General features: G+C 63.9%; 16 protein-coding genes. 2 read left to right on the forward strand and 14 right to left on the reverse strand.

Annotated features, from left to right (window positions below; translation table 11 throughout):
• Positions 1 to 66: 66 nt before the first annotated feature.
• Positions 67 to 1,236 carry a 4-hydroxybenzoate 3-monooxygenase gene (gene pobA / locus GRI32_RS04730; protein ID WP_160589973.1) on the reverse strand — a complete coding sequence of 390 codons (1,170 nt, stop codon included), beginning with the start codon at positions 1,234 to 1,236 and terminating at the stop codon, positions 67 to 69.
• Between the two features lie 171 nt (positions 1,237 to 1,407).
• On the opposite strand from pobA, the gene GRI32_RS04735 reads away from it, so the two are divergent.
• Positions 1,408 to 2,943 carry an alpha/beta hydrolase family protein gene (locus tag GRI32_RS04735; RefSeq protein ID WP_160589974.1) on the forward strand — a complete coding sequence of 512 codons (1,536 nt, stop codon included), beginning with the start codon at positions 1,408 to 1,410 and terminating at the stop codon, positions 2,941 to 2,943.
• Positions 2,944 to 2,983: 40 nt separating this feature from the next.
• Here the strand turns inward: GRI32_RS04735 and GRI32_RS04740 are convergent, their stop codons facing one another.
• The 3 genes from GRI32_RS04740 to asd form a co-directional block, all read right to left on the reverse strand.
• On the reverse strand, positions 2,984 to 3,889 hold the full coding sequence (locus GRI32_RS04740) for an HNH endonuclease family protein (RefSeq protein ID WP_160589975.1): 906 nt from the start codon (positions 3,887 to 3,889) through the stop codon (positions 2,984 to 2,986).
• A gap of 11 nt (positions 3,890 to 3,900) precedes the next feature.
• Complete coding sequence (locus GRI32_RS04745) at positions 3,901 to 6,210, reverse strand: AAA family ATPase (protein ID WP_160589976.1); 2,310 nt, start codon at positions 6,208 to 6,210, stop codon at positions 3,901 to 3,903.
• Between the two features lie 161 nt (positions 6,211 to 6,371).
• A complete protein-coding gene (asd, locus tag GRI32_RS04750; RefSeq protein ID WP_160589977.1) occupies positions 6,372 to 7,268 on the reverse strand; it encodes an archaetidylserine decarboxylase in 897 nt (298 codons plus the stop codon).
• A 35-nt stretch (positions 7,269 to 7,303) separates the two neighbouring features.
• On the opposite strand from asd, the gene GRI32_RS04755 reads away from it, so the two are divergent.
• Entirely contained in the window at positions 7,304 to 8,974 is a 1,671-nt protein-coding gene (locus GRI32_RS04755) for an aminotransferase class III-fold pyridoxal phosphate-dependent enzyme (protein ID WP_337190154.1), read from the forward strand.
• Between the two features lie 22 nt (positions 8,975 to 8,996).
• Here GRI32_RS04755 and GRI32_RS04760 read toward each other — a convergent pair whose 3' ends face one another.
• From GRI32_RS04760 to GRI32_RS04805, 10 genes are all read right to left on the reverse strand, one after another.
• Positions 8,997 to 9,623, reverse strand: coding sequence for a DUF962 domain-containing protein (locus tag GRI32_RS04760; protein ID WP_237437376.1), 627 nt, complete (start codon positions 9,621 to 9,623; stop codon positions 8,997 to 8,999).
• 8 nt (positions 9,624 to 9,631) lie between these two features.
• Positions 9,632 to 10,264, reverse strand: a complete 633-nt coding sequence (locus GRI32_RS04765) for a class I SAM-dependent methyltransferase (RefSeq protein ID WP_237437377.1) — start codon at positions 10,262 to 10,264, stop codon at positions 9,632 to 9,634.
• A 112-nt stretch (positions 10,265 to 10,376) separates the two neighbouring features.
• Positions 10,377 to 11,303 carry an alpha/beta fold hydrolase gene (locus tag GRI32_RS04770; protein ID WP_237437378.1) on the reverse strand — a complete coding sequence of 309 codons (927 nt, stop codon included), beginning with the start codon at positions 11,301 to 11,303 and terminating at the stop codon, positions 10,377 to 10,379.
• An 81-nt stretch (positions 11,304 to 11,384) separates the two neighbouring features.
• Positions 11,385 to 13,178: a hypothetical protein gene (locus GRI32_RS04775; RefSeq protein WP_160589982.1), complete on the reverse strand. Its 1,794-nt coding sequence runs from the start codon at positions 13,176 to 13,178 to the stop codon at positions 11,385 to 11,387.
• Positions 13,175 to 17,482 (reverse strand): baseplate J/gp47 family protein, encoded by a 4,308-nt coding sequence (locus GRI32_RS04780; protein WP_160589984.1) that lies wholly within the window; start codon positions 17,480 to 17,482, stop codon positions 13,175 to 13,177. The genes GRI32_RS04775 and GRI32_RS04780 overlap by 4 nt, the downstream gene beginning before the upstream one ends.
• Positions 17,479 to 18,984, reverse strand: a complete 1,506-nt coding sequence (locus GRI32_RS04785; RefSeq protein WP_160589985.1) for a baseplate J/gp47 family protein — start codon at positions 18,982 to 18,984, stop codon at positions 17,479 to 17,481. The genes GRI32_RS04780 and GRI32_RS04785 overlap by 4 nt, the downstream gene beginning before the upstream one ends.
• On the reverse strand, positions 18,981 to 19,352 hold the full coding sequence (locus GRI32_RS04790) for a GPW/gp25 family protein (RefSeq protein ID WP_160589987.1): 372 nt from the start codon (positions 19,350 to 19,352) through the stop codon (positions 18,981 to 18,983). Before GRI32_RS04790 ends, GRI32_RS04785 begins: the two co-directional genes overlap by 4 nt.
• Entirely contained in the window at positions 19,349 to 20,182 is an 834-nt protein-coding gene (locus GRI32_RS10680; protein WP_202385933.1) for a phage baseplate assembly protein V, read from the reverse strand. Before GRI32_RS10680 ends, GRI32_RS04790 begins: the two co-directional genes overlap by 4 nt.
• Positions 20,179 to 21,324 carry a hypothetical protein gene (locus GRI32_RS04800; RefSeq protein WP_160589988.1) on the reverse strand — a complete coding sequence of 382 codons (1,146 nt, stop codon included), beginning with the start codon at positions 21,322 to 21,324 and terminating at the stop codon, positions 20,179 to 20,181. Before GRI32_RS04800 ends, GRI32_RS10680 begins: the two co-directional genes overlap by 4 nt.
• Positions 21,321 to 21,629, reverse strand: a complete 309-nt coding sequence (locus GRI32_RS04805; protein WP_160589990.1) for a LysM peptidoglycan-binding domain-containing protein — start codon at positions 21,627 to 21,629, stop codon at positions 21,321 to 21,323. The genes GRI32_RS04800 and GRI32_RS04805 overlap by 4 nt, the downstream gene beginning before the upstream one ends.

The raw sequence follows: 21,629 nt of genomic DNA on the forward strand, positions 1-21,629 counted from the left end.
GAGAGGATCATACGCGATTGAGCCTGTGTGGGAAGTCTGCCGCGATGGTGGCCGCGATGGTGTTTGTCAGACGGGCAACCCCACGTAGTTTTCCGCAATGCTGGTCTGCGCTGCCACGCTGGTGGCGATGTAGTCCAGCTCTGCCACCTGCATGGCGCGTTCAAAGGGGCCATCGTCGGGAAAACGGTGCATCAGCTTGGTCAGCGACCAGCTGAACCGTTCGCACTTCCACACCCGCGCCAGCGCCGTGTCCGAATAGGCCGCAATGGCATCGGCATCATTGGCCTTGAAGAAGCTGGTCAGCGCAGCGGCGGCATAATGCACGTCGCTGGCGGCAAGGTTCAGGCCCTTGGCGCCCGTTGGCGGCACGATATGCGCCGCATCGCCGCACAGCATCAGCGAACCATGCCGCATCGGCGCAAACACATAGGATCGCAGCGGGGCGATGCTTTTTTCCAGCGCCGGTCCGCGCGTCATATTGGCCGCCGCTTCGGGGCCAAGGCGGATCGCCAGCTCATCCCACAGCCGGTCATCGCTCCAGTTTTCCACCCGCTCCGTCAGCGGCACGTCGATGTAATAGCGGCTGCGCGTGGGGCTGCGCATGCTGGCCAGGGCAAAGCCGCGCTCATGATTGGCATAGATAAGTTCATGGTTGCACGGCGGCACATCGGCCAGGATGCCCAGCCAGCCAAAGGGATAGACCCGCTCATACTCCTGCCCGGCGGATGCGGGGATGGCCTGGCGGGTGGGGCCATAAAAGCCATCACAGCCCACAATGATGCGGCAATCGATACGCTGGGGCGTGTCGCCCTTGTTGTAGGTGACATAGGGCGCATCGCTTTCCACATCGTGCAGCGCGGTATCAGCGGCTTCATAGATCACCTGCAGATCGCGCGCTTCGGCGGCGTCCATCAGGTCCTGGGTCAGCTCAGTCTGGCCATAAACCACCACCTGCTGGCCGGTCAGGGCCTTGATATCGATGCGGATCAGCCGCTCGCCATCGGCCAGGTTGAAGCCATCGTGCGGCAGGCCCTCCGCCTTCAGCCGGGCGTCCAGCCCAAGCCGTTCCATCAACGATACGGTGATGTTTTCCAGCACGCCTGCGCGGATGCGGCTGAGCACATAGTCTGGCGTTCGCCGTTCCAGGATAACGCAGTCCACGCCCTCTGCCCGCAGCAAATGGCCCAGCAAAAGTCCCGCCGGACCCGCCCCGATGATGCAAACCTGTGTTTTCATGTCCTGCCTGATAGCTGCCTGTTCCAGATTGACTGACGATGTGTCCGCCCGCGGCGCCAATGTCCAGCCCGATGCAGGAGGAGCGCCGATCAACCGCCGCGATTGGAGCGGCGCGGCGAAGTCTGGTAATAATTCACGGTCAGCGTGCTGATTCGAACGGGGGAGACATCTGTGGCCAATAGAACAGCGATAATCCTGATTCACGGTATTGGTGAACAGATCCCGATGGAAACACTTTCCGGCTTTGTCGATACTGTGTGGAGCCGCGACATGTCGCTGATTACACCCAGCCGCGTCGATCCCAGAACTGGCAAGCCACGGCAGGAAAACGCCGCGTGGAGCAAACCTGATGAGCGCAATCGCAGTTTCGAACTGCGACTGATCACCACCGAATCGCGCGGATCGGGCCATTCGCAGCGGCGGTTCGACTTTTTCGAATATTACTGGGCGCATCAGGTTACCGGCACCAGCTTCGAGATGGTCAAGGACTGGCTGTTTGGCCTGATGTGGCGCAATCCGTTCACCAATGTGCCGCGCGGCCTGATCCCGGCGTGGCTGTTAATGTGGGTGATCACGCTGGGCTTCGTGGCGATATCGATCCTGGCCGGCATGGCAATCAGCGATACGCCCATCGACCCGCAAATGACCGGCATTGCGGCAATCGACTGGATATTCCGCCTCGCCGCCGGGGTGCAATCCTGGCCGGGGTGGATGACGGCATTCGTCTGGGCAGTCCTGAGCGGGATTGGCGCCTTCATCATCAAGGTCATGATCAGCCATGTCGGCGATGTGGCGCGCTATGTCCGCGCCCAGCCCCGCAACATCGCCATTCGCCAGGCAATCCGCGAGAATGGCGTGCGCCTGCTGGAAGAACTGATGGGTGTGGGAGAGGATGGATCGGCTGGCAAAAGCCGGTACGACAGGATCATCGTGGTTGGCCATTCGCTGGGCACCATCGTGGGCTACGATATCCTGACCCACGCCTTTGGCCGGCACAATGACCGGATCGATCCCGAAAAGCTGAAAGGCTTCCGCCAGCCCCGCCGCGCGCAGATGGAGGAGATGATCCGCAGCGCGCGGGCAGGTGGCAACTTCGATCTCGATGAATTCCGCAAATTGCAGGCGCTGTGCCGCCGCGAGCTCAACGCCTTGGGCAATCCGTGGATCGTCAGCGATTTCGTGACCATGGGATCACCCCTCACCCACGCCGAATTCCTGATGGAAAAAGACCGCGCGGCGGTTTCAAAGGCCAAGGACAAGCGCGTGCTGCCCGCCTGCCCGCCGGTGATGGAATATGACGGCACCACCAAGAAACTGCATTTCACCTATCGCACCGGCAAGGTGAAGGGCGAAGGTGTTACCCACGATCTGGAAGCCCCGCGCGTGCCGCACCACGCCGCGCTGTTCGCCTTCACCCGCTGGACCAATATCTTCTCTCCCCTGCGCGGCGTGGTGGGCGGCGATATCGTTTCCGGGCCTGTGGCGGATATATTCGGGCTGGACGCGGGCGAGACGGAAAAGCCCGTCAGCGGCATCAGGGATATTGCCGTGCTTCCTACCGCTGGCGGTACGCCGCAAGACCGCAAGAAGCGCTGGTTCACGCATTTGCTCTACTGGAACATGGACGCTGCGAAAACCGGGGATGCGGCACACGTCCCCGCCCATATCCAGGCGCTGAGGGATGCGCTGGCGCTGAAGGAGAACTGATCCGGGAACTGGCGGGGAACTGGCGGGGAACTGGCGCACCTCAGGCCAGCATCGCCTCAATCTCGCCCTGCAATTTGCGGCGGAAAGCGCGCGCCAGACCGGCGAAGGGATTTTCCGCGCTGCACGCCTGCTTCACCTCCAGCATATCCTCCACCACGGTCTGCATCAGTTCAGCGGCGAGTTGCTCATCTTCCATGGCGGAGACGCGGTTGAGCCGGTCGATGATCTTCTTGCGCTTGAGCCGCAGGCCATTGAGCACCGTCACCCGCGCCTCTGTCAGGAAGCGGCGGTTGAGGCCCAGAATCTCGATGGTCGCCTCCGCCCGCGGATCGCCGCCGCGCGGTTTGACGGTGGATATGGAGCGCTCGAACTCCCACTCGAACAGGTCTTCAGGATCGGTATCGCACGGATTGAGCAGCAGCGGATGTTCGCCCGCCATATCGGCCTGGAAATCCAGCACCCAGGCATTGTTTTCAACGGGAAAGCGGTTTTTCTTGCCGGTGGTCCTGAGCTTCTTTTCGCGCAGCTCGCGTTCGATATCGGCTTCGGACAGGCCGGCCTGGTGGATCAGCTGACGGCGAGACTGGTTGCAGTGCTGGCAGCTCAGCAGCAGGTTCTCCCACGCCATCGCCAGCCACCAGTAACCGGGATGCTCCACCCCCGCCTTGTCCGCATCGGTGATGCCCTTCTTGGGCCGGTAATGCTCCACATCGCCGTCAAAGCCGCCGCTCGTCAAAATCTCGCAATAGGCGCATTTTCCGTGATGCATGGCGATCAGCACGTCTTTCACCTGGGCGTGGGCATAGACCTCGAACTTCGGCGATTTGGGAAGCTTTCCCTCGGCCGCCAGATAATCGACGATTGCCTGCCGCTCCCTGGCGGCGGGACTTTCCGCATCGCCAAAGTCGAGCACGGCGGGGGTGGGTTCGCGTTCGATCCTGATCACTGCGCGCGCCCCTAATCCGACAGCAGCCCAGACAGGGCCTGCTTCATCATGCGCTTGCGATCACCGTCCCGTACCGGTGCGAGCGGCAGGGTATCGATCTCGGTCCCTTCGGATATCACCGACAGCGCCGCAGCATTGACCTGCTCCTCCATCGTGGTGCCAACCATCATGCGCTTGTCGATCTGCGCAACCAGTGTCTTGCGCTCATCCTCCTCGGCGGCGGTGCGGCCCACTTTCTTGGCGAGGAAATGATAGCGCTCCACCTTGGCGTCGGTTTCCGGATCGGTGGAGCCCAGGCCGAAGAATTCGGACGTGAGGATCTGTTCGGCGCGCATGCCCTGCACATTGGGCAACTCCTCCAGCGTCTCCACCCGGGCGTTGTCCTCATTGCGCTGGAGCACGAACACCTCACCCTGCTGCATGCCGCGCAGGCACAGCGGATCGTGCGTGGTGAGGATGAACTGCACCTTGGGAAAGGCCTCTCGCAACAGGCCGACGATCTGCATTTTCCAGCGCGGGTGGAGGTGCGTTTCGATCTCATCCACCAGCACCACGCCGTGGGCATCCTCCAGATTATCGTAATGGTGGAACAGCTCACGGATGATATCGACTGACAGGGCGACGATGGATTTGTAACCGACGGACATCTTGGAAAGCGGTGTGCTGCCCTGCGGCGTATCGATCAGGATACGCTCCCCGTCGCGCAAGATCTTGGCGTCATCATCCAGCATCAGCACCACTCGCAGCGCGCGCACGGCGGCATCGAATTTCTTCTCGTCATCCAGTTCCAGCAGCCACTGGATGGGATTGGGGATCACCATCATCGGATCGAACAGCGATCGCACCCGCCATGCTGGCGCGCGGTATCGGCGGGAGGTCCTCTTCACGAAGAACCGGCGCGGCCCATAGGCGAGCAATATCTTGGACGGGGCCAGGCTGCCGCCGAAATGGCACTGCTTGCCGCCGCCCTCCAGATAGGCGCCCTGCTCCTGCCCCAGGAAGGAGACGGACACCTGCAACGGGTCCGTGGCCAGCACATCCCAGTTATCGAAATCGGGCCGGTGCTGGAATTCGGACGGGGTGATCGTCTCATCGTCCAGCAGCTTGTCCAGCTCAGCCACTTCGCCCGTGCCCAGCAGCGCCATGGCAATCGCTTCCAGGACGGAGCTTTTGCCCGTGGCGTTCTCGCCCAGGATCAGCATGCACGGAACGCGGCGCAAATCCTGCGTCTGGCTGGGCAGTTCGAATTCGATCCCCGCCAGCGCCTTGAAATTGCTGATGGTGACCTTCTCCAGCGGCAGTTCCGCGGCGGGCAGGTCCTGCTTGCGGACGGTGCGCGAGGGCTTTCTGGGGCGCTTGGCCGGTGCGGGCGGCGGCGGAGCGGTTGAGCCTGTCTGCGCCTCATCTTCAAGGAACGGGCGGAGCAGGTCGTAACGTTCGGACCCCTCCAGCTTTTCCAGCAGCCCCAGCATCACCGGCAGGGTAGAGTTGCCCGGAAGCCATTCGTTCGCCTGCCGCATCAACGCCAGCGTCACCGCCCCGCGATGCGGCAGGATCAGCGAATTGTCGAAGCCGATGAGATAAGAAGCCCAGCCGTGTTCAGCGCCCGTGGGAATGGCTTCGACATGCTCCAGATCCTTGAGCAGGATCGATGCCATGAAGCGCATGGCCTGCTTGCGCGCGGAGACAAGGTCCGCGCGGTTGAGGCCCAGCATTTCAATCGTGGCTGCACCGCGCTTGCCCGCCGCAAAGGCCGTTCCACCGGGAAGGAATTGCAGCTCGTCCGCTATGCCATCGAAGGTAGGGTCCAGCAGCAGGGCATGCTCCATCCGCACCGGGTCCCCGACCATTGATGAGGTGAGCGATCTGCTGTTTTCACCATCGCCGCGCAATTCACGGATCGACGCCCGCAGCCGTCCCCGCTCGCCCATAACCCAGAAACGATTGCCCTTGTGGCGATTACAGGCAGCGCAAACGGGCAGCAGGTTCTCCCACTCATAGGCCAGCCACACATAATGCAGCTGGCTGGTCGCCCCGCTCTCATCGGCGGCCCCGCCCAGCGGGCGGTGATGACCCACGCCCAGGCCCGATGTGCTGGCGGGCGTTTCACAATAGGCGCATATCTCGCCGAAGCCCTCAAACACCGCGCCGGTGATATCGGGATGGTTCAGAAGATCGGTATCGATCCGCATGCGCCGCTGACTGATCATCTTCTGATCTTCCAGCCCGAGATAGCTCATGACCTCATCCAGCGCCGCCCGCACCCGAGTAGAATCGAGCATCTTGGGCCGTTCCATCTGACTGCGGTCGAAAAAGCGCATGGGTGATCCTGCCTCTGGCGTGAATTGCGGTCACCGTGCAGGTTACGCCTCAATCGCGAGGCTGCAAGTTTGAAGTATAGCGCCAGGGCGATTTGTGACGGTTAAGTAAAACCGCGCATTATTTGATTGCCGGGGTGAGAAACGGGCTTTCGCTGCCGACTTCAATCCTTGCCCGTGCTGGTCATCAGCGCGTAGCCCGCTTCGATCACCGCGCCCTCGATTATGCCATCGGCCAGCCGGTAATGCGGCGGGGCGAACACGACTATGGTGGAGCCATGTTCGAACCAGCCCATCTCCTGCCCGCGTGAAAAGGCGAATGCGCCTTGCCACACGCCCGCCACGCTATCGCGCACATTGCGGATGGGATCGAGGAAGGGCAGGCGGATGCTCGCCACCAGTATCGCCGCCACCGGCACCAGCAGCAGCCGGTCGCCAGCGGCAAGGGGGCCAGCCAGCCGCCCGGCCAGCCGCACGCTGATCGGCGCGCGTTCATTGCGGCAATAAAGCCGCTCCACCCGTTTGAGCGCCACCGGGTTCACATTCCACGTATCGCCGGAGATATAACGCACCTGCTCCACCACCAGATCGGCGGGCGCGTGGAAGCGGTGATACATGCCCGCTGTCAGCCGCAGGGTGACGAACTGCCCGCCCTCAAACTCGCTTGCCAGCGCCGCATCGCCCAGCAATTCGGCCAGTTCATAATCGAAGCCCTTGATCTGGTGCGCCTGCCCCGCCGTGACCGTTCCAGTTGCGCCGACGATGGCATCGCACGGGGACGCCAGCACGGCGGGATCGTCCACAAACGCCCGCGCGCCGGGCTTCAGCCTGCGGGTGAAAGCATCGTGCAGGCTGGAAAATCGCGCTTTCTCCGCGTGTGTCAGATCGACGTCACAAAACAATTGCCAAAGGGCGATCGAGGGCAGCCGCACCAGCGGATGTTCGCGCTTGCTGAACCAGCCCATGAAGCGGGTCGCGGCATGGCGCGGGATGCAGTTGGTGAGGAGGAAGTTGAGATCCTCCTGCGCGGTCAGGCGCTTGATGGCGGATCGCAGACTCATGGCGGGCTTCCCGGGCTGAATGTGAAGGAGCATTTGTGAAGATATCTTCGATTGGCTGGGCCTTGCTGGGCAGTGCGGCGGCGCTGGTGACATTGCGCCCCGCCCGCCGCCGCCTCCAGCTCTCCGCCGCCAAGCACAAGGGGCTGGTCGGCCATGTCCGCATGGCCAAGCGCGCGGCGCGGCTGATCCCGCACTATGCCTTTGACGAGGGCAATTTTGCCAACGCCGATGATGCGCCTGCCGATGTGGCGGCACAGCGGCAGGAAGCATTTGCCGCGCTGGCGGACACCTATCGCGCTCGCTTCCCAAAATCTGCCGAGATGAGCGCACAGGCGGCGCACAGCATCCCCGATGTGGACTTCACCAGCACTTACCGCGTGCCATTCCAGTTCAGCGCGCTGGTGCGGCGGCATCTGTCTTCCGGATCGTTCTATCAGGCATCGTCCGGCGTGAAGCTGACCGATCTGGACGGCAATGCGTTTTACGACCTGACCGGCTCCTATGGCGTCAATCTGCTGGGCGTGGATGCGTACCGCGATCTGGTGGCGCAGGGGATTGCCAGCACCGCCGATCTTGGCCCGACCCTGTCCGGCCTGCACCCGCTGGTGCTGGATAATGTGGCGCGGCTGAAGGAAATTTCCGGGCTGGATGCGGTGTCCTTCCACATGTCCGGCACCGAAGCGGTGATGCAGGCGGTGCGGCTGGCACGCTATCACACCGGCCGTGCCCGCGTGGTGCGCTTTGCCGGGGCCTATCACGGGTGGTGGGGCGATGTGCAGCCGGGCATCGGCAATCCCGTTCCGGCAGACAACACGCTGACGCTGGCAGACATGAGCGAGGCGGCGCTTAAGGTGCTGGCAACGCGCCGGGATATCGCCTGCGTGCTGGTCAATCCGTTGCAGGCAATGCATCCCAACAGCAATGCGCCGGGCGATTCCACGCTGGTGACAGGCCGCAAGCAGGCCAGCGTATCGCGCGCCGATTACGCCGCATGGCTCGCCCGCCTGCAACACACCTGCAACAAGGCCGGGATCGTGCTGATCATGGATGAGGTGTTCACCGGCTTCCGCCTGGCGCAGCGCGGGGCATGCGAATATTTCGGCGTCACGCCCGACATGGTCACCTATGGCAAGACGCTGGGCGGCGGACTGCCGGTGGGCGTGGTGTGCGGGCGTGCCGCCCTGATGAAGCGTTACCGCGAGGACAAGCCCGCCGACATCTGCTTTGCCCGCGGCACGTTCAATTCCCACCCCTATGTGATGGGCGCGATGGACGCCTTCCTGCGGTACATGGAAACGCCCACGGGCATGGCGCTGTATGACGGGCTGGACGCGCGCTGGAATGACCGCGCCGACAGCCTCAACGCGCAGCTGGAGGCTGGCGGATACCCGGTTCGGATCAACAATCTGGGCACCATATGGATGGTCTGTTTCACGCAGGCGGGCCGTTATCACTGGATGCTGCAATTCTATCTGCGCGCGCAGGGACTGGCGCTGAGCTGGGTGGGATCGGGCCGCTTCATCTTCAGCCTGGCCTATACCGATGATGACTTCGCCGAGGTCGAGCGCCGCTTCCTCGCCGCTGTGCAGCAGATGCAGAGCGGCGGCTGGTGGTGGCGCGCCAGCGAAGGCGAGGCGGGCGACAAGGCGATCCGTCGCCGGCTGAGGAACGAAATGATCGGCCACGTGCTGGGCCGCTCCGCCTAAACCAAATTCGGCTGAGCCGGGATCAACTGGCCTTGCCGGGCCGCCATGCTGCCGCGCGCCGCGCCAGCTGGCCCGGTGCACGGCAATAGAGGCGAAAATCGTTGAACGGGTCGGTCAGGATCTTGGTCGCCCAGACCAGACCCGTCTCCACATCGCGGATGAAGAACAATTGCACCGTGCGGAACACCAGTCCGCCCACGCCCAGCGCCAGCCACATCATGCCAAGGTTCTCCAGGAAACTCATCAGTCCGGCATGCGGCGTAACCAGTCCGAACAGCGATGGATTGGCCAGCAGCAGCACCGGGCTGAACGCCCACAACCCCATCAGCACCACCTTGCGCGCAAGGTTGTAACCGACCTTGATCTCTTCCTTGTATTCATGGCTGCAATCATTGACCTGATCATAGTCATGCGGCTCGAAAAAGAAGTGGCCCGCCTGGCGGCTGGTCATCGAAATGCCCCAGCCCAGCAGCGCCGCCAGCCACGGATCGCGCCACACGATCACATAGGCGACCAGAAAGGTTATCGCGCTGACGAAGTGCAGGCTCTGGTTGACCAGATTGTGATGGTAATAGCGGTGATCGTCCCACCGCTGTTCGCGCAAATGGTCCCGAAAATGCGCCAGTCTGCTGTCTTCACGAATGTGCATGAGATGTCTCAACCTTCGATCTTTTCGTAACGGAGGAGCGAAAAATGGCCGAGCGGAGGCAGATCGCGCCGCTCGATCAGGCGCACGCCGGAATTGCGCGCCGCCCATTCCTGATATCGCTTCCAGGGAAATTCGGTGCGCCAGCCCAGCTTGCTGGTGACCGGCATCAGCGCCTTTTCGATGCTGCCGCGCAGGCCATGCCCGGCGCCTATGCGGGTGGTGATGATGATCTGGCCGCCGGGTTTCACCACACGCAGGAATTCGTCGAGAGCGGCCTCCGGGTCAGGCACGGAGGTGACGACATATTGCGCCACCACCACATCGAATTCATCGTCGGCGAATTGCATGCGCTCGGCATCCATCGCCGCCAGCCTGTCAATGTTGCAAAGGCCCAGCCGGGCGGCGCGCTTTTCGGCCTTGGCGAGCATGGATTGGGAGATATCGACCCCGGTCAGCCGGCTGTCGGCACGGTAATGCGGCAGGGATATGCCGGTGCCGATCCCCACCTCAAGGATGCGCTGGCCAACCTGCTCGGCCGCAACCACAGCCTCGCGCCTGCCAGTGGCGAAGACTCCGCCGAAAACCAGATCGTAAATCGGTGCCCAGCGATCATATGCTGCCGCCACACCTGCCGTTTGCATTGTCATAAGTGCAAATTGCTCCCTCTTCATCAGGGCAGATGCGTTGCGAATATTGCATGCCTGCTACAGACCCGGGACAGAGATGTGTCCGCAAGGGCGCGCGGCGGCGTTCTCAGCTGCGGATTTCTTCGCAAAATCGGGCGATAAGCGCCATCGCCTCGCCGCGCGGGCGGTCACGTTCGCGCAACAATTCATGGCCCGCACCGAAAATTTCATGACGGCTGAGGCGCGGAAGACAGGCGGCCAGCCGATTGATCGCGCGATTGTCCACCACCAGGTCACTTCTGGCGCACAGCATCATGCACGGCAGCACCATCGGCCTTCGCCGCAATTGCCGCTCACACGCTTCCAGCGATGCGACAGCTCCCGCCAGCCAGCCCCACGTAGGGCCGCCGCGCGCCAGTTCCGGCTGCTTCGCCTTCCACCATAATTTGTCTGCATGACGATCGGGGCAGGTGGTGATGTGCTGGCGCGGAGTGGGCGTTTTCTTGCCCCACACCGGCTTGCTGCTCAGCATGGGAACCCGGCCCAGCTGCCCCGCCAGGCCGATGGTGCGCTGGCCAAGCGGTCCGGCCCTGATCCCCAGCATGGGCGAAGACAGGATGATGCCATCGGGCTGGATTCGCCTCTCTGCCACTGCGCGCAGCACCACATGTGCGCCCATTGAATGGCCGATCACGACATGCGGGCCGCTGGATCGTTCCATCCACTGCGCGGCAAAGCCTTCAAGGTCGGACAGGAAAAGGCCGAAATCGGGCATGTGGCAACAGCCGTCCGCGTGGGTTTGCCCGGACCCGCCCTGCCCGCGCCAGTCAAAGCCGGACACCTGCCAGCCTGCCGCGCTCCACGTCTGCACCGGCTCCAGATATTTCTCGAAGAAATCGGCCCGCCCGCCCAGAAACAAGATGTTTCCTTTTGGCAAGGGTGCCTGCGCGGGCAGCGAAAAACTGCGCAAACTCCACCCGTCATCAGCCAGCCATGGCGTAACCGACATGGCTTCTGGAAGTATCCGGCGCGGGAATACTGTGTGGCGGGGCATTATGTTCGCCACTTATCTCCCAAAACGCGCCAGATGCAAAGAGCGGTTTGCGGCTATCGTCAGATGGTCACAATTGTCGCATTAATCATGGACGCTGCCGTCTTGCTGGATAAAGCGCAGGGTGACCTTCACGCCCAGCGGGATAATTGGCGAGGAGCCATCAGCCGCATCTGCATCAAGGCCGACAGCCTGCCTCACCAGATCCTCACGGGCAGGAATGTCGAGCAGTCTGGTCGCTCCGATATCAGGAAAATTTCCCGCATCGCGGGTCGCCAGCGAGGCGCTTCCCCGGCGCGGCATGGCATAGCCCGGCTGCGCGATGTCGCTGCTGATGAACTGGTCGCGTCCCTCCGGGTAGCCGGGAATGGCAGCACCTTCCCCGGCAATCGCCAGTCCGATGAAGGCGCTGTCCTGCCCCTCGATCGATAGGCAGTTCAAATCGCCAAATATGGTCGAGCGGGTGAGGTGCAGTCTGGCCATGCCGTCCACGGCATTGCGCTGCCGGTAGCCGTCCACCACACTGTCCGTCATGTACACAAGCGATTGGCCATGCGTGACGATTGGCCCGATGGCGCAGGACTGAAGGCTGAGGGCGCACCTGTCAGCGCCATCGTACCAGCAGCGGATTGCCGGAGCCATCGTATCCCTGCTGCGCATGCGGGCAATCGGCGCGACAATGCAGGATTCGAGCGCGGCGGAGACCTTGCCGGTAATCTCGATCGATCCATCCAGCGTGAGGCCCCTGAGTGCGACCGCAAGGCCTCTGTGCGCGGCGGTGAAGCGCAGAACTCCGGCGATAACAGGCGTTTCGCCTGAACGCGCCTCTATGGTGATGTGCCGCGCGCGGTTGGGATCGGGCGGACAATTGCCGGTCTTGTCCGCCAGCCCCGCTTCTCCAAGTTCCTGCCGCGTGGAATCGAGCAGGCGGATATGGATATCAGCCGAAACTCCCGCCGCGATGTCGAGCGCCTCTCGCAGGCTGCGGAAATACTGCACCCCGCCGCGCGATCCTGGCGGGGCCGAACGGTGGACATGCGCCACCCAGCAGCCGCTGGCCGCCGGTTCCAGTTCTGAGCGCCTGTCACACGGGAGTATCTCGCTGATCGTGCAATCGACGAGAATATCGGCCATCTCGAAAGGACCCCGGCCCAGCAGCATCCGCCCCGTTTGCGGATCGACAATCGCCTCACGCTCGCCGATGTCCCGGCAATACCAGCCGGACAGTTCGCCCATCCGCAGGGAGAGCCGCTGCCAGCTTCCATCATCCTTGCGCACGCTGACGCAGACATGGGCGGCGAGCACATCGTCCCCCAGCTCCCGTTCCAGCGCGGGACCAGTGGCAAGATCGGTGCCTCCATCGCCCCCCGGCCGCTGGTAGAGCGGAGCATCGAACCCCAGCGGATGCAGGCGGAAGCAGCGGCCATGCGGGCCTTCGCGCCGTGCATGGACGGGCGTGGAGCCGCGCAGATGGCGCAACCTTGCTTGCCAGACAGTGATCGCTGCCCCTCCTGCGGCGTCGTCTGTCCTCACGCTGACAGGCCACCCGCTCAATTGGGAGAGGTAGCGCTGCGCTGCTGAAGCGGTGCCGCGGGTCTGGTTGAGTTGCGCCGCGCTGGCCACCATTGCCCGCGCATCATACGCGCCTTCCGGCGGTCCCTGCCACCCGGCCAGCTGCGCCAGATCGCCAAGCACCCCCGGGGCGCAGGTTTCCACAAACCAGTCCGCATAGAGCGCCTGGATATCGCGCTCCACATCGCCGCGGGCGCTGTCCAGCAGCCCTGTCAGCGCCTGCAACTGGCCATTGCCCGCCAGCCTATCCGCCCGCCGGTAAAGCTCTGGCAACAGATCGAAGAATGATGGGGCTGCGCGCATCATGTCAGGCTCACCCGTGCATCACAGCTGGCCGCCAGCACGGGCATCTGGGCGGCATAGTGGTGATCGCCGGCGGTAATGTCAGAAGGGCGCGGCTCGAGCCGGTCCAGCGCGGCATCCTCGCCCGCGATCCTGATCGTGCAGGGACCGACGCTGGCGACGCCGGGCACACGCCTGGCCACCATTTCGACATGCTGCCTGTCCAGCGGTTGGCCGATCGTCCACGCCCCGGGGCCAAAGGCATCGTAGAGTGCCTGTGCCACCAGTCCCGGAAGCAGATCGCCATTGGCCTGCGGTGTCGGCGTGACCTGCACCTCAAGCGAGAACAGTAGCGGCCAGGCGCTGGACACGGCCAGATCGAGCGCATCGGCCCTGCACTGCGCGATGGCCGTTTCAAGTGCTTGCGTGCGGTCAGATCGCTCCTGATCGCCCAACTCTGCATCCCACAGCACACTGATCGCCACCTTGGTGCCCTTCTCCAGCACTTGCGCGCGGGCGGATACCACTCCGGCAAAATCCTCGGCAAAGGCGACATAGTCACGCAGCGTCACGATCCGCTGATTGATGCACCTGTGTGACGCCGCCCTGCGGCAAAGCGAGGCGATTGGCTGGCTGTCCCTGCCCCCGCTGGCCGGCAGGGGATTGGTACACTTGCTGACCCCGGAAGATCGCCGGCGCAGGACCCGCAGGCTGTTGGCCCGTACATTGCCCGCTGCGCCGCCTCCGGTGCGGTATGTGGCCGCAACATTGCTGGTTCCGCCGGGCAGGGCGGCGCCGTTGCGCCCGTCGCCAAAGCGAAGCCGCGACTTGCCGTGCGGCCCGTTTTCAATCTCGAACACCCGGTCATCGGGTCCGGCACAGGCGATGCTGGCCGTCGGATACCAGCGCTGTCCCTGCTTCAGCAGCTGTGCGTCCTGGCGGGTTATGGCGCCAGCGGGTGGATCGACATAGACCTCAAGATCAGGCCACGCCGCACCGCTCGCATCGGGGCCGGACCATGCCAGCGGGGAAGTGCTCAGCTGAAGGGCCCTGCCCTGCCTGCCGCCTGGCCCGTTGCCCTTCCCATCACCCAGCACCTCCACTGCGATGGTCTGCGTCTGCTGTCCCGTGACAACATTGGCAGAGACGCGGCAGTTCGCCCGGTCGAAGGGGACTGTGACCGGAGCGATCAGGCCGACTTTGCCGCCTGCCAGCAAGCTGTCGCCAGTCACATCTTGTGCGACCTTGACCGATTGCGCCACGGATTGCTGCCAGGAGGCGGGGGATTGCCAGACGCAATCATGCAGCGGCGGCAGGGGAAAGGCCGCTCCGTCCTCGCCGGCCACCTGGCATGACTTCTCGCCCTCACCCGCCATAACCAGTTCGAGCAAGGGGAGCGGCTGGCACCAGACGTCTTCTAAAGGCGCTATCAGGTGCCAGCCCCGGTCCCCATCGCGGATCAGCCATTGCTGGCCCGGAACATGGGCGAGGCAGCTTGCACTGCGTGACAATGCCAGGCCCGCAGCAGCAAGCAGGGGGCGCGCGGCAGTGCCGATCACGCCCTGATCAAGCTCCGGCATCACGCTGTTGCGTTTTACTCCGGGCAACAAGCGCACCGTGGCTGAAATCGCATCGTCCAGTTCGCCTTCCAGCAGAGCCAGAAGGTCTGGCACCGCGAAAAGCGCGCGGCGCGGCCCGGACAGGATCAGCTTGCGATGCATGCCCAACCCCGCTGCCGGTGATCCCAGATCCAGTATTGAACCCTGCAGTGGAGCTTCGGGAGGCGGGGTAGCCAGCGGCGTGGCCATGCCGGTGCTGAAGAACAGGCGAGCGGTGCGCAGGTCCATCAGCGTGACCGCCGGGGACGGTTCAGCCAGCGTTACCGATGTGACATTGGCGGCCTTGCCAAATGCGCGGTGCAACCGGGTGGATGCACTCTCGACCCTGTAGGCATCAGGATCGACAATGGCCGGATCGGGCAGGCCGGGTGTCTGTGCCTTCGACCCGGCAGCGGCCATCAGGAAGCGGGCACCCGCCTTGAGCCCGTCGACCTTGCGGTCCAGCACCAGCTCGTCAGCCGCATTGGCGAAATCGGGCCACTGCCTGTCAACCGGATCGCCCCGCTGCGTGGCGGCCAGCAATGTCTGGCCACAGGCGGAAAGCCCGTTCACACCGGGCAGAGCGACAATTTTCGCCACACGCACAACGGTGCCGCGCTGGACCAGCAGATAGCGATCCAACTTGTGATGGTCCGTCTGCTCGGCCTTGGCGAGCGGGTTCTTGAGCATCCATGCAAAATCAGCGCCATGCGGTGGATCGACCCGTTCCCAGCTGGCGGCTTGCGACACGGCAATTCCTGCAAGCGCAAAGCGGGCGATCAGATCGCTGCCCGACGTCCCGCGCTGCACCAGTTCCTTTACCATCGAGCCATCGGCGCTGAACAGCACAAGCACTTCATCCGAAAGGCTGTGCCAGTGGATGGAGTCGTGGTGTGTGCGGATGATGCCGGTGGCGCTGGCAGCAAACAGGTCCGTGCCGTGCAACGCCAGCGATGTGATCGCGGGCGCGGGATCGGACAGGCCCCTGTTGCATTCCCGCCAGCGGCCTAGGTTGGGCGTGGCGACCATTCCGGCTCCAGTTCCCACGAACAGGGTCTTGCCGCCATGCGCCATGCACAGGCTGGTGCAGGCGACATCGGGATTGCCCGGCAGGCTGGCCTTGTACCATGAGAACAACGGCGCCGGTTTGCCCTTTGCGCCCGTTTTCTTTCCCGCCTTGCTGACGGGATAGACGAGCAGGCCATGCTGGCTTGCCGCCACGATCGAGCCTTTGAACAGCGCCAGCGCGTTGACCGCCACCCCGCTCAGGCCGGGATCAAAAGTTCCGGCCCTGGGCAGCTTGGTGGTCACTTCCCATTTGGCGGTGGCAAAGTTGAACAGCTGCAACCCCAGGTTGGTGGCCGCCACAATCCGATCCGGCCCCGTTCCGCTGCCGGGGATGACCAGCAGATCATTGATGGGGGCACCGTGCGCCTTGGCCGATGGGCCGACCTGCGCCCAGCTTGCCCCGCGATCATCGGAACTCAGCAACAAGCCAGCAGCGGTTCCGGCATACAGCAGACCGTCGCGCTTCTGCCCGCGATCGAGGTGCAACAGGTGCAAAAGCCAACGCACGATGCTGAACTTTTCAAGCTGGCGGACAAGCCAGCAGCTGCTGGGCTGGTCATGCACGATCACCGGCAGATCCGTGATGGCGCGAATATCGTGCCGCCCGGCCGGGAGCCTTGCCGCCTTCCACTCACCATGTTTCTCGCGAACGTACAGGCCGCCGCCGGTGCCAGCCAGAATTGTGCCGTCGGCAAGCTGGTGGACACAGCTGACATCGCCCGGCGGCAATCCCTTGCTGGCGTTCTGCCAGCGCTGTCCCAGCTTGGCGTTCAGCTGGACCAGACCACCCGGAACAGTGCCAGACTTGCGCTGCTGGTCGGCGGGAAGCTCGCTCCACGCGCGCGCAGTCCGGCCGAACAGGCCCGCGCGGTTACGGAATGTCTCCACCGTCTGGACAGCGTAAGGCTGATGATATGGCTTGCACTGCGGCTCTGGTGAATACAGCTGCGGGAACGGAGTGGACCAGCTGGCCAGCGTCACGCCCGCCAGACTGTCATGTTCGACAGCGTCCACGATGACGAAGACAGAGCGTGCCTGCTTGGGCGGCGGATCGGCGCCCGGATCGTCCGCCAGGGTGATCAGCAGGCCGTCGCCCTTGTGCAGATCCACCGATCCTGCCGGAAAGGCCATGCTCAGCGCGCCGGGCCTGATAACCGCCGCGCTGGCCACCGATGGCCTGCCCAATGTCATCGCATTCCAGCGCAGCTTCAGGTCGATGATATCGGTGCTTTCGAAGATCACCGGAGCTTCGCCCGCAGGCGGAATGTTCTGCACTGCAAGTGCGCCGCGCTGCGCCAGTGAAACCTCGCGCGGCTGGCCCGCCGCATCGGCCAGGGTCACGCTCAGCAGCGTGCTGGCCACCTGTGGCGGCTGGCGCTTCAGTCCGGCCATGCGGGCGAGCCACAGGATCGATGCGTCTTCCTGCGCGCTGGCAAGATAGGCCTCGTCGGCAATGCGATCGCGGTAGAAGCCGAGAATATCGCAGGCGGTTGCCCATGCTCCCAGCAGGGCCCGGCTGACATCGCCGGGCATGTCCGAAACCAGCCCCGCCAGCGTGGGCGTGCGCCCTGCTCCGGCCAGCAGGCGCCTCAGCACCGCAGCCGATGCCGGTGATGGGGGCGCTTCGGCGTGGCTTTCAACCGGGGGGACTGTCTCGCTCATCCCGCGTCCCCGATGTGCACCACATCACCCAGCAGGCAGGCAGGCGCTATCAGATCGAGCAGCGCGCGCCTGAAGTCCGCATCCACGCTGCGGCCCGCACCGCGCCGGACGGATATGTCGATACGGCGCAAACCGTTGGCGAATGTGGGCGCGCCACTTGCGCCAGCCACATCTTCATGGCGGGCAACCAGCGCTGCATAGTCGGCAGGGGTGACGCAGCGGCCCGGCGCGGCACCCTCGCACCGGGACAGGATCGTGCGGCGTGCAGTGACCAAAGGCTCGGCATCGCATCCGCCAGATGCTGGCAACGGGTTGCTCACCTGGCGAATGCGCTGGTCGGCATCGACGAGATGGACCAGGGTGTTGGCGGCGATATTGCCGCGCGCGCCCTTGCCGGACCGGTATGTGGCATAGGCGGGCACATCGCCTGGAACCGGATGGGCCGGATCATCGGCAAAGCGCAGCCGCAGCAGATCATCCCCGATCACCTCGGGCACAAAGGCGCGGGTGCCGGGTGCAATGGACAGCAGATCACGGCGGGCGCTCCAGCGCGCAAAGGGCCATGCTGCGTGCTGGCGATCCCATTGCTCATCCAGCCACATCACCGGCTCGGCCATGTCTGGATCGCACGCCAGCTGCGGCGCCAGTGGCAGGCCTTTGGCCCGGTCGCTATCGAATGGCATGGCGAAAGCTGGCGCGGGCGCGCGCACCAGTGCCGCTGTACCGCAGCGATCCAGCACCACCGGCTCTGCAAGCTCAACCGCCGTGCCTTCCTCAGCCACGGCGATATTGCCCAGCACCTGCCAATGACCGGATGTGGGAATGGCAGGGGCCAGCGCATCGGCGGGCAGCCATTCCACGCGCGTCTCATCGCCTTCCACGTGCACGCTGCTGAGCCTGACACCTTGCGCCCAGCCGCTTTCCACGTGCCGGAACAACAGGATATCACCCCTGCCCAGCCCTTTTGCGCGCGCATCCAGCATGGCATGGCAGGCCCCCGCAAGGAGAGTGGGGCAAGCGTCCGACAGGCTGAATCTGGCATTCTCCCGGCGCACGGTCAGTGGATGCAGGGTGGAAAATCCGGTTGCAGCATGTGCCACATCGCCAGCCGCATCTGCCGCGCCCACATGCACCGCATCATGCCCGGCCAAGCGGCTGAGTGCCTGCGTCCCTGCGGGCAGTTCCACAGCGTCTGCGCCGGTATCAAATTGCAGCAGCGTGCGGGCACAGCACCCCTCATTCAGCCGTTTTCCCAGCAACACGGCGTGGCGGGCGGCTGACAGGCGTTGCCGGCAGGTCTGAAGATAGGCCTCCGTCGCGGCCGCATCCTGGGCATAGGACAGATAGTCGCCGATATAGGCCATAGCCTCGATCAGCGTCATTTCGATGCTGGCCACCGGCAGATCCGCCGCACCGGGCACCGCCGCTTCCAGCTCGGCAATCAGCAGACGCCGCATGCTGGCATAATCGCGCGCCAGATAGGTGCTTGCCGCCGCCGTCACGCGGTCTCTCCATAATATGGCAGGACGATACGGTGCGCGGTGCGGGTGCGGGCATCGCAGTAGGTCACGTGCACTTCCGCCCGCTCGCCAGCAGGCTTTATGTCCACCGCCAGCACATCGATCGTCGTGCCCCCCCACTGGCGGATCGCGCTTTGCACCAGCGCGGCGAAGGCTGCGGTAACGGCTTCCGAAGAAGGATCGAACACCAGATCATGCAGGGGGCTGCCAAAGTCGGGGCGGTTCACGCGCTCGCCGGGCCTGACCAGCACAATCTGCGCCAGCATCTGCGCCAGGACATCGTCAACCTCGGCCAGCCGGGTCGGGCCGGCAGGCAACAGGCCATAGGGAAAGGCGGCTCTGGTGGTCACAGGATCGGCGCCCCGTCGATCTCGCCGCCGCCTTCGATGGCAAGCCCGCCCTCGATGGTGACCGCACCGGCCACATTGGCCTCCAGCTCCACCGTCAGCGCGCCTGCCACGTTATTGTCGCCCTCAATCGTGACCAGAGGCATCATGTTGACTTCGCCGTCCACGCTCACCTCTGGTGCCTCAACCTCGATCGCTTCCCCGCTCAGCTCGATCGAGGAAGCGGGCACGGCCAGCGACAGCACTTCGGGCGTCATGTTCAGCGTGCTCTCGGGCACCGTCATCGATATGCGCGCCGCGGTTACCGAAACCCGCGCTTCGGGGACGGTCTGGGTGATGCTTTCGGGCGTCATCTGGAAGTTGGCTTCGGGACAGGTGAGCTTGATGCCTTCGGAATTGAACACCATCGACAGCGGCACATCCACGGCGGGGGTGTTGCAATGGACGCTGTAGCCGCCAACCTCGTCCAGATCGTTGATGATGATGGTGGTGTGCGCGGTCTTGAACACCTTGAGTTCGGGAACCACCGGTTCGGGCGCGTGGATGATATCCTCCGGCCCCCAGAAGCAGCCCGCCCAGACCGGATAATCCGGGTCACCGCCTTCAAATTCGATCCACACATTGGCGCCCACGGGCGGAATGGCATAGAACCCCACATCCTTGCCCGCATAAGGCACGCAAGGCAGCGCCCAGTTCAGCAGCGATCCGGAAATGGATGGCACCCTGGCAATGATCCGGCCCTGGAACAGCGGGTCCTTGTTCTCCATCACCTTGCCGCGATACTTGCCCCAGAAGCGCTCCTCGCCAGCTTTTTTCCTGCGCAGCCACTTCATGCCGCCACCTGCGAAATAGTGCTGCCAGTACCCTCACGGGCAAGCGTGAAGGACTGGGTATAGCTGCCAATGCCGAGGTTATGCGTCACCTGCTCGACCCGGTAACGCCCGTCATAATGCGTGCCCACACCGCGCAGGTCGATCAGGCCCGGCACATCCAGCACGCCGCCATAGCGCAGCGTATCCAGCTCGCCCGTAACCTTCAGCACCCCTTGCGAGGTGGTATCGGTGCGGACCTGCGCATCGTGCATCGCCTGCAGATAGCCATGGCGCGGATCGGTATAGAGTTCGCGCCGTTGCATCAGGCCCAGCGCATCAAGCGCGGGATTTGTGGCCAGATGCGGAATGCGCGTGCTGCCCACCGTTACCAGTGGCGCATCGATTTGCGTATCATTGTCCTGCACCATGCCCAGCACCTGCACCGGCGCGGCAGCATCGAGCTGGAAGTTGATCTTCGAGACATTGGTCGCCCCGCCAAGGTCGACCGAAAGCGGTGTTTGCACGCTACCGATATTCTCCGGTGGTCCCCATGAAGCGATATTGGTCTGCGGTGCTGGCCCCGGCCTGACGGCAAAGCGATAGCCATTGCGTGCGGCAATCCGGGACAGGAAGGCTCGGTCCGTATCGTTCTGCTGCGATGTGCGCTCTATCTCCAGCGGGACCAGATCGAACGGCGTTGGGGTGACTTCGGGCACGATCCCCACCAGCGAATATTTCGCTAGCACCAGCGCGGCGATGGCCGCATCGCCCATCTCCGGATATTCCAGCGACAGTTGCAGCCGGTCCATCACGATGGACACATCCTCGCCCGACACGACCAGTTGCGAGGCACCGCTGTCCCCGTCATGCGACAAGGCCTGCGCGGTGGCGAAACCATCGATCAGCGTGGTGCGCTGCGATCCCAGCCGGACCATCACCAGCACCCGGCTCCACGGCTTGACCATGCCGCCGGTCAGCAATGCGAAGTCGGCCCTGGAGCCGGTTTCCCGGTCGAGCCGGAAGGTCAGCTGGAAAGTCCCCGGAGCCTGGCAATTGCGCGTGACCTGGGCACCGCGCAGCAGCGCCGTGACCTGCGCCGGTGCCGGACGGGCAACCATGTCGCCCAGCCACAGTTCGAGCTGGATGGACCCGGGCGCGCTCATTCATCCACCTGCGCGCAATCATGGTCCAGAGAGGGTATCTTCAAGGTCGTGCCCGGTTCAACCAGCGCGAACGGATCGAGCGTGGGATTGGCATCCGCGATGCGCCAGAAAGCCAGCGGGTCGCCCAGTTCACGCGCGGCGATCGTGTCCAGTCTCTCATCGGCGCCAACGGTCACTTCATGGCTGGCGGGCACAGCGGCATCGTCGCGGATCAGGCGGCGCGCCTTGTACACATATTCGCGCCCGTCGCTCCTGCGGTGGAGCCTGTTGGGCAGGCCGTGATAGCGGCTGGAGGGGTCGAACAT

Source organism: Alteraurantiacibacter aestuarii, assembly GCF_009827405.1.
GTDB classification, from domain to species: domain Bacteria; phylum Pseudomonadota; class Alphaproteobacteria; order Sphingomonadales; family Sphingomonadaceae; genus Alteraurantiacibacter; species Alteraurantiacibacter aestuarii.

Coding starts and splice junctions, on each gene's coding strand:
- pobA (WP_160589973.1), bottom strand. CDS start 1,236: ATGAAAACACAGGTTTGCATCATCGGGGCGGGTCCGGCGGGACTTTTG.
- GRI32_RS04745 (WP_160589976.1), bottom strand. CDS start 6,210: ATGCGCTTTTTCGACCGCAGTCAGATGGAACGGCCCAAGATGCTCGAT.
- asd (WP_160589977.1), bottom strand. CDS start 7,268: ATGAGTCTGCGATCCGCCATCAAGCGCCTGACCGCGCAGGAGGATCTC.
- GRI32_RS04760 (WP_237437376.1), bottom strand. CDS start 9,623: ATGCACATTCGTGAAGACAGCAGACTGGCGCATTTTCGGGACCATTTG.
- GRI32_RS04765 (WP_237437377.1), bottom strand. CDS start 10,264: ATGCAAACGGCAGGTGTGGCGGCAGCATATGATCGCTGGGCACCGATT.
- GRI32_RS04770 (WP_237437378.1), bottom strand. CDS start 11,303: ATGCCCCGCCACACAGTATTCCCGCGCCGGATACTTCCAGAAGCCATG.
- GRI32_RS04775 (WP_160589982.1), bottom strand. CDS start 13,178: ATGATGCGCGCAGCCCCATCATTCTTCGATCTGTTGCCAGAGCTTTAC.
- GRI32_RS04780 (WP_160589984.1), bottom strand. CDS start 17,482: ATGAGCGAGACAGTCCCCCCGGTTGAAAGCCACGCCGAAGCGCCCCCA.
- GRI32_RS10680 (WP_202385933.1), bottom strand. CDS start 20,182: ATGAAGTGGCTGCGCAGGAAAAAAGCTGGCGAGGAGCGCTTCTGGGGC.
- GRI32_RS04800 (WP_160589988.1), bottom strand. CDS start 21,324: ATGAGCGCGCCCGGGTCCATCCAGCTCGAACTGTGGCTGGGCGACATG.
- GRI32_RS04805 (WP_160589990.1), bottom strand. CDS start 21,629: ATGTTCGACCCCTCCAGCCGCTATCACGGCCTGCCCAACAGGCTCCAC.